This is a genomic window from Cupriavidus sp. 05L310, from assembly GCF_056398185.1.
This window is the reverse complement of sequence record NZ_JBFTOX010000010.1, coordinates 159,097-172,309: the sequence shown is the minus strand read 5'-3', so window position 1 is coordinate 172,309 and position 13,213 is coordinate 159,097. Positions and strand designations below refer to the sequence as shown.

Annotated in this window: 6 protein-coding genes and 2 pseudogenes; 6 read left to right on the top strand and 2 right to left on the bottom strand. The window is 67.1% G+C overall.

The annotated features are described in order from the left end of the window. Window positions 1–3 precede the first annotated feature (3 nt). The 5 genes and pseudogenes from AC1DS6_RS09810 to gspF all read left to right on the top strand — a co-directional run bounded on the left by AC1DS6_RS09810 (window position 4) and on the right by gspF (window position 6,599). Entirely contained in the window at window positions 4–621 is a 618-nt protein-coding gene (locus AC1DS6_RS09810) for a type II secretion system protein M (protein WP_477102475.1), read from the top strand. Next, window positions 621–1,361: pseudogene (gene gspN, locus AC1DS6_RS09805) on the top strand (type II secretion system protein N); the annotation flags it as partial. The gene AC1DS6_RS09810 and the pseudogene gspN, both read left to right, overlap by 1 nt. Window positions 1,362–1,406: 45 nt before the next feature. After that, a complete protein-coding gene (gene gspD, locus AC1DS6_RS09800) occupies window positions 1,407–3,818 on the top strand; it encodes a type II secretion system secretin GspD (RefSeq protein WP_441632992.1) in 2,412 nt (803 codons plus the stop codon). Between the two features lie 8 nt (window positions 3,819–3,826). Next, a complete protein-coding gene (gspE, locus tag AC1DS6_RS09795; RefSeq protein ID WP_441632986.1) occupies window positions 3,827–5,365 on the top strand; it encodes a type II secretion system ATPase GspE in 1,539 nt (512 codons plus the stop codon). Window positions 5,366–5,381: 16 nt separating this feature from the next. Beyond that, entirely contained in the window at window positions 5,382–6,599 is a 1,218-nt protein-coding gene (gspF, locus tag AC1DS6_RS09790) for a type II secretion system inner membrane protein GspF (RefSeq protein ID WP_441632984.1), read from the top strand. A 1,175-nt stretch (window positions 6,600–7,774) separates the two neighbouring features. Here the strand turns inward: gspF and AC1DS6_RS09785 are convergent. Continuing rightward, a pseudogene (locus tag AC1DS6_RS09785) lies at window positions 7,775–8,557 on the bottom strand (NYN domain-containing protein); the annotation flags it as partial. A 327-nt stretch (window positions 8,558–8,884) separates the two neighbouring features. Here AC1DS6_RS09785 and AC1DS6_RS09780 point away from each other — a divergent pair. Then, window positions 8,885–12,478 (top strand): indolepyruvate ferredoxin oxidoreductase family protein, encoded by a 3,594-nt coding sequence (locus AC1DS6_RS09780; protein ID WP_441632980.1) that lies wholly within the window; start codon window positions 8,885–8,887, stop codon window positions 12,476–12,478. Window positions 12,479–12,715: 237 nt separating this feature from the next. Here the strand turns inward: AC1DS6_RS09780 and AC1DS6_RS09775 are convergent, their stop codons facing one another. Further along, window positions 12,716–13,174, bottom strand: a complete 459-nt coding sequence (locus AC1DS6_RS09775) for an OmpA family protein (RefSeq protein WP_441632978.1) — start codon at window positions 13,172–13,174, stop codon at window positions 12,716–12,718. Window positions 13,175–13,213: the final 39 nt, after the last annotated feature.

The window sequence follows — 13,213 nt, the reverse complement described above, 5'->3', positions numbered from 1 at the left end:
CTGATGAAAGACACCGCATCGAAACCCGGCCCGGGCGCCGCCAAGCGCAGCCCGGGCGCCCGGGCGCGCGCCGCGGAGCGGCTGGCGCGCCTGCGCCCGCGCGTGCCGCAGCGCTGGCAGGAGCGTTTCGACGCATTCTGGTCGGCGCGCAATCCGCGTGAACAGGCCATCCTGGCTGGCGGCAGCGCCGTGCTGGCACTGGTGATCGGCTATACCGTCCTGTGGGAGCCCGCCGCCGAAGGGCGCGCCAAGCTGCAGCGCAGCCTGCCGCAGTTGCGCAGCGACCTCGCCGAGATGGAAACGCTGGCGCAGGAAGCGCGCGGCCTGGCGGCCAGCCCGGCGCCGTCGCTGCGCGGCGAGGCGCTGAACCAGGCGCTGCAGGAGAGCCTCGCCCAGCATGGCCTCAAGGCCACCCGCCTGGCCGGCACCGGCGACAACAGCGTGCAGGTCCAGCTCGACAAGGTGCCCTTCGGCTCGGTCGCGAGCTGGTTGCAGGATGTGCGTCAGCAGCAGCGCCTCAAGGTGATCGATACCCGTATCGTTTACGTTGGCCCCACTGCCGTGGTTAATGTCACCGCAACCCTGCAAGGCCCCACCGGCAACCCGGGCGGGCGCGGCTGATGGCGCGCCTGGAAGCCCTCAGGCTGCCCCGCCGCCGCGTCCGCAGCCCTCGCGGCTGGCGGCGCGTGGGCTGGCTGGCGCTCGGCTGCGTGACCGTGGCACTGACCGTGCTGGCGGCATTCCCCGCAGCATGGATCGCCGACAGCATCGCCAGCCGCAGCCAGCGCCGCGTGCTGCTGGCCGATGCCGATGGCTCGATCTGGAAAGGCAGCGCCACCCTGGCGCTGTCGGCGGGCGCCGGCAGCGAGACCGCCACCGTGCTGCCCGGCCGCCTGCAATGGTCGGTGGCGTTCTTGCCGTTGCTGACCGGCACCCTGCGCGTGGTGGTGACCCACTCGGAGGCCATGAGCGGCCCGGTGGGCGTGGCGGTCACGCCATTCGGCTGGACCGCGCAAGCCGGCGCCATCCGCCTGCCCGCATCGCTGCTCGAAGGCGTCGGCGCGCCGTTCAACACGCTGCGCCCGGACGGACTGATGCGCATCGACTGGTCCACGCTGCAAGGCCGCTTCTTTGGCCAGCCCGGCAAGCCGGGCGGCGCTGCCGGCTTGACAGGCCACGTGACCCTGCGGCTCGACCAAGTATCATCGGCTGTCAGCCGCCTGCGCCCCCTCGGCAGCTACCGCGCCGAGATCGACTGGGCCGGCGCCGACGGCAAGCTGCAACTGACTACCCTCGCCGGGCCGCTGCACCTGCAAGGCAACGGCACCCTGGGCCGCCACGCGCGTTTCGAGGGCACGGCCCGTGCGCGAAACCTTCGCGCCGCCGCCCGCAGCCCGGAACCGAATATGAAAACCCAAGCCCTTCGACCTTCGCTCAAGACCCGCTGCGCCCGCGCCACCGCGCTGCTATGCGGCCTCTCCCTGCTGGCACCCGCGCCGCTGTGGGCCCAGCAACCGAGCCAGCCCGCCGCCCAGCCCGGCCAGCCGCCGGACCTGACCCCGCGCAACCGCGACCAGGTCGTGCTCAACTTCGTCAACGCCGACCTGGAATCGGTGGTGAAGGCGGTGGGACAGGCCACCGGCAAGAACTTTGTCATCGACCCGCGCGTCAAGGGCTCCGTGAACCTGGTGACCGAGCAACCCGTGTCGCGCTCGCAGGCGCTCGAAACGCTGGGCTCGGTGCTGCGCATGCAGGGCTACGCGATGGTCGAGAGCAACGGTTTCACCAAGGTGGTGCCGGAAGCCGACGCCAAGCTGCAGGGCTCGCCGATCGTGATCGGAGGCGGTGGCAGGTCGCGCGGCGACCAGGTCGTGACCCAGGTGTTCCGCCTCAACTATGAGTCGGCCAACAACCTGGTGCCGGTGCTGCGGCCGATGATCGCGCCCAACAACACCATCACTGCCTACCCGGCCAACAACACGCTGGTCATTACCGACTATGCGGAAAACCTGCAGCGCCTGGCCCGCATCATTGCCGCCATCGACGCGCCCGCCTCTGGCGAGGTCGAGCTGGTGCCGCTCAGGAATGCCATTGCCAGCGATACCGCGCTGGTGCTGCAAAAGCTGCTTGACCCGGGCGCGGCCGGCGCCGCTGGCGGCGCCGCGGCCGCCGCGGATGCCAGCCTGCGCACTTCGGTGGTAGCGGAGCCGCGCAGCAATTCGCTCATGATCCGCGCCTCGAGCCGGGCACGCTTGCAGCAGGCGCGCCAGCTCATAGAGAAGCTCGACCAGCCTTACGCGCGTCCGGGCAATATCTGGGTGGTGCCGCTGAAAAACGCCGAAGCCACCAAGCTGGCGCTGACGCTGCGCGCCATCGTGGCAGCCGACGGTTCCTTCAACACCAACCAGTCCGGCACGCCTGGCGCGGCCGGCGCGGGCGCCACCGGCGGCACCGGGCTGCTCAACACCTCGGCGCCGACCAGCGGCCAGTACACCGGCGGCACCACAGGCACGTCGCGCAGCGGCTCCGGCTCCGGCTTCGGCTCCGGCAGTTCGGCATTCGCGAACTCGTTCGCCACCAACACGTTGCCGACCACCGGGGGCATCATCCAGGCCGACCCGGCCACCAACTCGCTCATCATCACGGCCAGCGAACCGGTCTACCGCAACCTGCGCACAGTGATCGAAGACCTGGACGCCCGGCGCGCGCAGGTCTATATCGAATCGATGATCGTGGAGGTGTCGTCCACCCAGACCGGCCAGCTCGGCATCCAGTGGCAAGGCCTGATCAACTCGCGCGGCAGCAATACCAACGTCTTTGCCGGCACCAACTTCGGCACCGGCGGCCAGAACATCATCAACCTGACCGGCGCCGCCGCCGCCATCAACGCAGGCGGCGCAGCGGCCATTCCTGCGGTCTCGGGCCTGATCCCGGACCTGGCCGGCCTGAACCTCGGCCTCGTCAACAAGGCGATGGGCCTGGGCGCCCTGCTGCACGCGCTTGGCGCCGACGGCAGTGTCAACCTGCTGTCCACCCCAAACCTGATCACGCTGGAGAACGAGGAAGCCAAGATCCTGATCGGCCAGAACATCCCGATCACCACCGGTTCCTACGCGCAGACCGGCGGCGCCGCGTCGGTCACGCCGTTCCAGACCTTCGACCGCAAGGACGTCGGCATCACGCTGCGGGTCAAGCCGCAGATCACCGACGGCGGGCTGGTAAAGATGCAGATCTACCAGGAGTCGTCGTCCGTGGTGCAAGGCACCGCCGCCCTCACCCAGGGCCCGACCACCAATGTGCGTTCGATCGAAACCAATGTGCTGGTCGACGACGGCCAGATCATCGTGCTGGGCGGCCTGATCGAAGACACTTACGGAGACGGCGTGCAGAAGGTGCCGGGCCTGGGCGACCTGCCGCTGATCGGCGGGCTGTTCCGCTACGAGAACAAGAACCGCGGCAAGACCAACCTGCTGGTGTTCCTGCGGCCGTACGTGATGCGCACCGCCGGCGCCACCGACCGCCTGACGCAGGACCGCTACGACTACATGCGCACCCTGCAGCAAGGCTTTGTGTCGCCCAACATCATGGTGCGCGACGGCAATACGCCGGTGCTGCCGCCGGCGGATGCGCCGATGTCGCCCTTCGTCGACCCGCGCTCGCGCGGGCCGGTGCCGGGTCCGCTGCCGCTGGAACAGACGCTGCCGCAATCGCAGCAGCAACCGCAACCCCGCACGCAGAACCCGTCGGGCAATGGCACGCCGCCGCCGGGCGTCAACCTTGGCAACGCGACGGTGGATTCCACCCGCGCGGTGAACTGAGACAAGCCATGGCAACAAGCATCGCCCCCGCCGCAGCGTCCGACGACGTGCTGGAGCCACCGTCGACCATCGCCGCGCGGCTGGTCTCGTACGGCTTCGCGCGCGAGGCGCGCCTGCTGATCGCGCGCCAGCGCGCCGATGGCCTGGAGGTGTGGGTGAGCCGCGCCACTTCGCCCGCGGCGCTGGCCGAAGTGGCGCGCGTGCACGGGCCGTTGCGCCTGCGCGTGCTGGAACCCGAGGCGCTCGAACTTGCCATGTCCGAGGCGTACAACCGCCAGGACAGCGGCAGCGCCGCCCAGGTGGTTGGCGAGGTGGAAGGCGAGGTCGACCTGTCGCGGCTGATGCAGGACATTCCCGCGGTGGAAGACCTGCTTGAATCCGAGGACGACGCGCCCATCATCCGCATGATCAACGCGCTGCTCACCCAGGCCGCGCGCGAAGGCGCCTCCGATATCCATATCGAGCCCTTCGAGTCTTCCTCGGTGGTGCGCTTTCGCGTGGACGGCACGCTGCGCGACGTGGTGCGCCCGAAAAAGGCGCTGCACGGCGCGCTGATCTCGCGCATCAAGATCATGGCGCAGCTCGACATCGCGGAAAAACGCCTGCCGCAGGACGGCCGCATCACGCTGCGCGTGGGCGGACGCCCCGTGGACGTGCGCGTCTCCACCCTGCCCACCGGCCACGGCGAACGCGCGGTGTTGCGTCTGCTGGACAAGGAAGCAGGCCGCCTCGACCTGGCCAAGCTCGGCATGGCGCCGGACACGCTGGCCGGCTTCGATCACCTGATCCGCCAGCCGCACGGCATCGTGCTGGTGACGGGGCCGACCGGCTCGGGCAAGACCACCACGCTGTACGCCGCGCTGTCGCGGCTCGATTCGCGCACCACCAATATCATGACGGTGGAGGACCCGATCGAGTACGACCTGGACGGCATCGGCCAGACCCAGGTCAACCCGCGCATCGACATGACCTTCGGCAAGGCGCTGCGGGCTATCCTGCGCCAGGACCCGGACGTGGTGATGATCGGTGAAATCCGCGACCTGGAAACCGCGCAGATCGCGGTGCAGGCATCGCTGACCGGCCACCTGGTGCTGGCCACGCTGCACACCAACGATTCCGCCTCGGCGGTGACGCGCCTGGTCGACATGGGCATCGAGCCGTTCCTGCTTTCGTCGTCGCTGCTCGGCGTGCTGGCGCAGCGGCTGGTACGCCGGCTCTGCCAGCACTGCAAGCGCGAGGAAGTGGTCGAGGTCACGCCCGAGGCAGCGGAAGTGCTGCTTGCGCAAGGCAAACCGCTGCAACGCATCTGGCACGCGGTGGGCTGCGACAAATGCGGCCACTCCGGCTATCAGGGCCGCATGGGCGTGTACGAGCTGCTGAGCGTCGACGACGAGATCCGCACCATGATTCACCGCCAGGCGGCCGAATCGGAAATCAAGAAAGTGGCTTTGGAGGGTGGCATGCACACCATGCGCCACGACGCGCAGCGCTGGATCGATTCCGGCGCCACCGCGCTGGAAGAAGTGCTGCGCGTGACGCGCGACTAAGGGACGGCCCGCATCCATGCCAGCCTATCGTTACGAGGCAGTCGACGCCGCCGGCAAGACCGACCGCGGGGTGATCGAAGCCGACAGCCCCAAGCAGGCCCGCGTCCACTTGCGCGCACGCGGCCTGACGCCGCTCAACGTCGATCCGCTGGCGGGCGTCGGCGGCGTGCAGAAGAGCAGCACCGCCGCCTTCGTGCGGCGGCTGTCCACGCAGGAACAGGCGCTGTTCACGCGCCAGCTCGCCAGCCTGATCGTGGCCGGGCTGCCGCTGGACGAAGCGCTGGCGGCGCTGGCCGACCAGGCCGAGCGCAGCTACGTGCACGAACTGCTGGCCGGCATCCGCGCCGACGTGGTCGGCGGCAGTTCGCTCTCGGCGGCGCTGCTGCATCATCCGCGCGATTTTCCGGACATCTACCGCGCGCTGGTCTCCGCCGGCGAGCACTCGGGCCACCTCGGGCTGGTGCTGGAAAAGCTGGCCGACTATATCGAGACGCGCAACACGCTGACCTCCAAGATCCGGCTGGCCTTCACCTATCCCGCCATCGTTACCGTGGTGGCCTTCGCCATCGTGATCTTCCTGCTGTCCTACGTGGTGCCGCAGGTGGTGAGCGTATTCGCCAACACCAAGCAGAAGTTGCCGACACTGACCATCATCATGCTGGCGCTGTCGGATTTCGTGCGCAACTGGTGGTGGGCCGCGCTGGCGTTCATGGTGGCCGTAAGCCTGGGGATACGCAGTCTGCTGCGGCAGCCCGGTGTGCGCCTGGAGTGGCACCGCTGGCTGCTGACCGCGCCGCTGGTCGGCAAGCTGATCCGGGGCTACAACACCGCGCGCTTCGCCAGCACGCTGGCGATTCTCGTGTCGGCCGGCGTGCCCATCCTGCGCAGCTTGCAGGCAGCCGGCGAAACCCTGACCAACGAGGCACTCAAGGCCAACGTGGATGATGCCACCATGCGCGTGCGCGAAGGCGCCTCGCTGGCGCGCGCGCTGGCGGCGCAGAACCAGTTTCCCTCGGTGCTGGTGCATCTGATCCGCTCCGGCGAAGCCACCGGCAACCTGCCGATCATGCTGGAGCGCGCGGCGCAGGGCGAAGGCGCGGAGCTGGAGCGCCGCACGCTGTTCCTCACCAGCCTGCTGGAGCCGCTGCTGATCCTCAGCATGGGCGTGGTGGTGCTGCTGATCGTGCTGGCGGTGCTGATGCCGATTATCGAGATCAATCAGCTGGTGCGGTAGGGCCACGCTTTGCCGCGCAAGCGGGCGAAATGCAAAACGGCGCCTTCGGGCGCCGTTTTGCATTTCTTGTTTCTACTGAGGCTTGGGAGCCGAAGCCACCCGCAAAGGCGTACTTCGGCTTCACCGCCCATAGCCTATTCGGCAGCCTTGGCGGCCTTCTTCGGCACGCGCTTGGCAGGTGCCGCGGCGGCGGCCTTCTTGGCTGCCGGCGCCTTCTTGGCTGCCGGCGCTTTCTTCGCGGGCGCAGCTGCCTTCTTGGCGGGAGCCGCAGACTTCTTGGCTGCTACCTTTTTGGCAGGCGCGGCAGCCTTCTTGGCCCGGGCCGGCGCCTTGGCTTTTGCCTTGGTCTCTGGCACGCTCGCTTCGACGGCTTCAGCCGTTTCCACCTCTTCCACGGCTTCCACCGATTCGACGGCTTCGATCAGCTCGGCAGCTTCGATCGGTTCGAATGCCTCTGGCGCTTCGACAAACTCGACCACCTCGGCGACTTCGATTGCCTCCACGACCGGCGCTACCACCGTCGCGGACGGCGCCACGAAGATCGAGCGGTCGATTGGCCACGGGATCTCGCTCAGCGTGACCTCGGGCTTCGGCGGCCGGCGGCGGCGCGCACCGTTCGTATCGCCGGACTCGACTTCCGTCTGTTCATCTGCCTGCTGCTCATCGCCATCGAGGGCCAGCGCTTCACGCTCCAGGGCATCCATCGGATCGACCACGAAGGTGGCGACAGGCTGGCTCACGGGCGCGGGGGCAGCGAGTTCGGGCAGCGGTGCGGGCTGGACAGGCAGCGCCGGCTGCTGCGCGGGCGCCGGGCGCGATCCGTACTGTTGCTGGGAAGCCAGGCGATCATCGCCTTGACGACCATCGCCGCGACGGTTGTCGTTACGGCGACCGCGCTTTTCGCGCCGCTCGCGATTCTCACCCTGGCGGTTCTCCTCCTGACGGTTCTCGCCCTGGCGGTTCTCGCCCTGGCGGTTCTCGCCCTGACGGTTCTCGCCCTGGCGGTTCTCGCCCTGGCGGTTCTCGCCCTGGCGGTTCTCGCCCTGGCGGTTCTCGCCCTGGCGGTTCTCGCCCTGGCGGTTCTCGCCCTGACGATTCTCGCCTTGACGGTTCTCGCCTTGGCGGTTCTCGCCTTGGCGACCCTCGCCCTGACGGTCTTCACCTTGACGAGCCTCGCCCTCACCCGGCTTCGAACGGCGCTTCAGCCGCACCCACAGCGTCTTGTTGTTGCCGCCGTTGCGAGTCTCGACTTCGAACAGGCCGGTGGCAGCCACCAACTCGGAGAGCTTGCCATAGCCATAGTTGCGCGAATCGAACTCGGGTGCCTGCTTGGCGATATGGTTGCCCATGCCGCCGAGCGTGGCCCAGCCCTCTTCGTCCGACACCGCTTGCGAGGCGCTTTGCAGCAGGCGCACCAGGCGCGAATCCTGGCGCAGCTCACCGCTGTTGCGCTTGCGCGCGGGCGCGGCGGCACCGTCGGATTCCGTATCGGTGTCGGCATCGCTGTCGCTGCGCAGCACGTCGGCAAAAATAAACTTGTCGCAGGCCGTGACGAATGGCTTGGGCGTCTTGCGTTCGCCGAAGCCGTACACGGTGAGCCCCTGCTCGCGGATACGCGAGGCCAGGCGAGTGAAATCGCTGTCGCTGGAAACGATGCAGAAGCCGTCGAAGCGGCCTGTGTACAGCAGGTCCATCGCGTCGATGATCATCGCGCTATCGGTGGCGTTCTTGCCTACCGTGTAGCGGAACTGCTGGATCGGCTGGATGGAGTGCGAGAGCAGGCGCTCCTTCCAGCCGGCCAGGTTGGGCTTGGTCCAGTCGCCGTAGATCCGCTTGACGGCGGCCACGCCATACTTGGCGACTTCGGCCAGCAGGCCTTCGACGATGGCGGGCGCCGCATTGTCGGCGTCGATCAGCACAGCCAGGGTCGCAGTGCCCTGGCGGGAGGAAATAGTCATGTTGGGTCCTGGAGGCCGGTCGGCCTCGGATGGGGCGGGTTGCACCACGGCGTGATCCCTTGAGATATGACGCCCGGCTCGCATCTGCCCGTTTGTTGCGTAAACCTGTTTGCAACGCAGTGTACACGCGAAGCGTGTCCATACGGGAAACCACGCCCCGCGCAGCCGCACTTTTTGCTGCATCGCAAGGTGCCGCGCCCTCCGGCGCGGTGCTACCATGCGCCAAAGAGACACGGCCGTTTTCCGCCTTCACAAGAGGCGGCGCACGGTCGCCCACAACTGAAGTGAGTCGGCGATCCCGACTGCATGCCCCATAGAGGAGCACCTATGAATGCCCCACTGACCCCTCCGGTCAGCGACGCCCTCCGCCGCGCGCTCGAAAACGTTTCCCTCGAAGATAAATACACGCTAGAACGCGGCCGCGTCTATATCAGCGGCACGCAGGCCCTGGTACGCCTGCCGATGTTGCAACGCGAGCGCGACCGCGCCGCCGGCCTGAACACCGCGGGCTTTATCTCCGGCTATCGCGGCTCGCCGCTGGGCGCGCTGGACCAATCGCTGTGGAAGGCCAAGCAGCACCTGGCCGCGCACGACATCGTGTTCCAGGCGGGATTGAACGAGGATCTGGCCGCCACTTCCGTATGGGGCTCGCAGCAGGTCAATATGTACCCGGACGCCAGGTTCGAAGGCGTATTCGGCATGTGGTACGGCAAAGGTCCGGGCGTGGACCGCACCAGCGACGTCTTCAAGCACGCAAACTCCGCCGGCTCCTCGAAGCACGGCGGCGTGCTGGTGCTGGCGGGCGACGACCACGCGGCCAAATCGTCCACGCTGGCGCACCAGTCCGAGCACATCTTCAAGGCTTGCGGCCTGCCGGTGCTCTACCCCTCGAACGTGCAGGAATACCTCGACTACGGCCTGCACGCCTGGGCCATGAGCCGCTACTCCGGCCTGTGGGTGTCGATGAAGTGCGTGACCGACGTGGTGGAATCGTCGGCCTCGGTGGAACTGGATCCGCACCGCGTGGAAATCGTGCTGCCGGAGGATTTCATCCTGCCGCCGGGCGGCCTCAATATCCGCTGGCCCGATCCGCCGCTGGAACAGGAGGCGCGCCTGCTGGACTACAAGTGGTACGCCGGCCTGGCCTATGTACGCGCCAACAAGATCGACCGTATCGAGATCGATTCGCCGCATGCCCGCTTCGGCATCATGACGGGCGGCAAGGCTTATCTCGACACGCGCCAGGCGCTGGCCAACCTGGGCCTGGACGACGAGACCTGCGCGCGCATCGGCATCCGCCTGTATAAGGTGGGCTGCGTGTGGCCGCTGGAAGCGCACGGCGCGCGCGCCTTTGCCGAAGGCCTGCAGGAAATCCTGGTGGTCGAGGAAAAGCGCCAGATCATGGAGTACGCGCTCAAGGAAGAGCTGTACAACTGGCGCGACGATGTGCGGCCCAAGGTTTACGGCAAGTTTGACGAAAAGGACAACGCAGGCGGCGAATGGTCGATCCCGCAGAGCAACTGGCTGCTGCCGGCGCACTATGAACTGTCGCCCGCCATCATCGCGCGCGCCATCGCCACCCGGCTCGAAAAGTTCGAACTGCCGTCGGACGTGCGCGCCCGCATTGCCGCGCGCATCGCGGTGATCGAGGCCAAGGAAAAAGCCATGGCCGTGCCGCGCGTGGCGGCCGAGCGCAAGCCCTGGTTCTGCTCGGGCTGCCCGCACAATACGTCGACCAACGTGCCCGAAGGCTCGCGCGCGCTGGCCGGCATCGGCTGCCATTACATGACGGTGTGGATGGACCGCAGCACCAGCACCTTCAGCCAGATGGGCGGCGAAGGCGTGGCATGGATCGGGCAGGCGCCCTTCGCCGGCGACAAGCATGTGTTCGCCAACCTGGGCGACGGCACCTACTTCCACTCCGGGCTGCTGGCGATCCGCGCGTCGATCGCTGCCAACGTCAACATCACCTACAAGATCCTCTACAACGACGCGGTGGCCATGACCGGCGGCCAGCCCGTCGACGGCAAGCTGTCGGTGCAGGACGTTGCCTTCCAGGTCGCGGCCGAAGGCGCGAAAAAGATCGTCGTCGTCACCGACGAGCCAGAGAAATACAGCGCGGCCATCAAGCTGCCGCAAGGCGTGGAAGTGCATCACCGCGACCAGCTCGACAGGATCCAGCGCGAACTGCGCGAGGTGCCCGGCGCCACCATCCTGATCTACGACCAGACCTGCGCCACCGAGAAGCGGCGCCGCCGCAAGCGCGGCACTTACCCCGATCCGGCAAAGCGCGCCTTCATCAACGACGCGGTCTGCGAAGGCTGTGGCGATTGCTCGGTGAAGTCCAACTGCCTGTCGGTGGAACCGCTGGAAACGGAGCTTGGCACCAAGCGCCAGATCAACCAGTCATCGTGCAACAAGGACTTCTCGTGCGTCAACGGCTTCTGCCCGAGCTTCGTCACGGCGGAAGGCGCGCAGGTGAAGAAGCCCGAGCGCCACGGCGTGTCGATGGACAACCTGCCCGCATTGCCGGAACCCGTGCTGCCTGGGCTTGACCATCCCTTTGGCGTGCTGGTCACGGGCGTAGGCGGCACCGGCGTCGTCACCATCGGCGGCCTGCTGGGCATGGCGGCGCACCTGGAGAACAAGGGCGTGACCGTGCTCGACATGGCGGGCCTGGCGCAGAAAGGCGGTGCGGTGCTGTCGCACGTGCAGATCGCGGCGCATCCCGACCAGCTCCACGCCACCCGCATCGCCATGGGCGAGGCGGACCTGGTGATCGGCTGCGACGCCATCGTCAGCGCCATCGATGACGTCATCTCCAAGACCCAGGTCGGGCGCACGCGTGCCGTCATCAACACCGCGCAGACGCCCACCGCCGAGTTCATCAAGAACCCCAAGTGGCAGTTCCCCGGCCTGTCGGCAGAACAGGATGTGCGCAACGCGGTCGGCGAAGCTTGTGACTTCATCAACGCCAGCGGCCTGGCCGTGGCGCTGATCGGCGACGCCATCTTTACCAACCCGCTGGTGCTGGGCTACGCCTGGCAGAAGGGATGGCTGCCGCTATCGCTGGACGCGCTGGTGCGCGCCATCGAACTCAACGGCACGGCGGTGGAAAAGAACAAGGCGGCATTCGACTGGGGCCGCCACATGGCGCACGACCCTGAGCATGTGCTGTCGCTCACCGGCAAACTGCGCAGCACCGCCGAAGGCGCCGAGGTAGTCAAGCTGCCCACCTCCTCCGGCGCCATGCTGGAAAAGCTGATTGCGTACCGCGCCGAACACCTGACTGCCTATCAGGATGCGGCATACGCGCAGACCTTCCGCGACGCGGTGAACCGTGTGCGCGCAACGGAAAGCGCGCTGGTCGGCAGCGGCAAGCCGTTGCCGGTGACCGAAGCGGCGGCGCGCAATCTTGCCAAGCTGATGGCCTACAAGGACGAGTACGAAGTCGCGCGGCTCTATACCGACCCGGTCTTCCTCGACAAGCTGCGCAACCAGTTCGAAGGCGAGCCCGGCCGCGACTACCAGCTCAATTTCTGGCTGGCGCCACCGCTGATGGCCAAGCGCGATGAGAAGGGGCATCTGGTAAAGCGCCGCTTCGGCCCGTCCACGATGAAGCTCTTCGGCGTGCTCGCCAGGCTGAAAGGCCTGCGCGGCGGCGTGTTCGATGTGTTCGGCAAGACCGCCGAGCGCCGCACCGAACGCGCGCTGATCGGCGAGTATCGTGCCTTGCTGGACGAGCTGACGAGCGGCCTGAGCGCGGCCAACCACGCAACCGCGATCACGCTGGCGAGCCTGCCGGACGACATTCGCGGCTTCGGGCATGTCAAGGACGACAACCTGGCGAAGGTGCGTACGCGCTGGACGGCGCTGCTGGAGCAGTTCCGGCATCCGGAGTCGGCGCAGCAGGTGGCTTGAGTTTCAGGTTGAACGGAGCGCTGCCGCGAGGGGGCGCTTCGGTTGTTGTCGGACCCCACATTTTTTGGAAATGTGGGGTCTTTTTGTTTCCGGCGTGGCTGCTGTCGGAGCCAATACGCGCTTCACACTGCAAGATGGCACTGCACATCTCGTTATGCGAAACTCAGTGTCCTTCGTCCCGCAGCGCCTGAATCGCATTGATCGACTCTTTCGTCCGCTGACGGCCAAACTTGGCCCTTACTGGTGAGCGATGCCCGTATCTTCTGGCATCGGCAGCCCGGTGAACTTCACCCTATGAGTAGGCATGTCGCAACAGGCATGTGGGCATGCAGGAAGAAAATCGACCCCTACCGCGCGACCTGCCTCCCCCATTGCGGGATCATCCAGGAACGTTGCCCGTGCGCTGGTATGAATCCTTGTGGGATTGAATCCCCGGCTGACAAGAAAGTGACGAACTGTCTCGGCACGCGCGCTGACAAGTTGCCTCCCACCTGTATCGCCACCGACCAGATATGCCGCAATGAAGAAATAGTCGTAGTTCGGGTAGTGAACCCGCAGGTCCGCGAGCCAAGTCCCAAGCTTGAGTGCCGCACTGGCATTCAGCGTGTGTACATTCTTCGGGAACTGAAGGTCTACTCCCTTCACGCGTGGACTGCAAGCGAAGGCCACGCTATTCGACAGGCACATCGCCAGCATGGCGCATCCGACCCACCGCCGATACGAACTCGCCGATCC

Bases quoted from the DNA above. Each gene is read 5' to 3' on its own strand.
- AC1DS6_RS09810 (WP_477102475.1), top strand. From the start codon at position 4: ATGAAAGACACCGCATCGAAACCCGGCCCGGGCGCCGCCAAGCGCAGC.
- gspD (WP_441632992.1), top strand. From the start codon at position 1,407: ATGAAAACCCAAGCCCTTCGACCTTCGCTCAAGACCCGCTGCGCCCGC.
- gspE (WP_441632986.1), top strand. From the start codon at position 3,827: ATGGCAACAAGCATCGCCCCCGCCGCAGCGTCCGACGACGTGCTGGAG.
- gspF (WP_441632984.1), top strand. From the start codon at position 5,382: ATGCCAGCCTATCGTTACGAGGCAGTCGACGCCGCCGGCAAGACCGAC.
- AC1DS6_RS09780 (WP_441632980.1), top strand. From the start codon at position 8,885: ATGAATGCCCCACTGACCCCTCCGGTCAGCGACGCCCTCCGCCGCGCG.
- AC1DS6_RS09775 (WP_441632978.1), bottom strand. From the start codon at position 13,174: ATGCTGGCGATGTGCCTGTCGAATAGCGTGGCCTTCGCTTGCAGTCCA.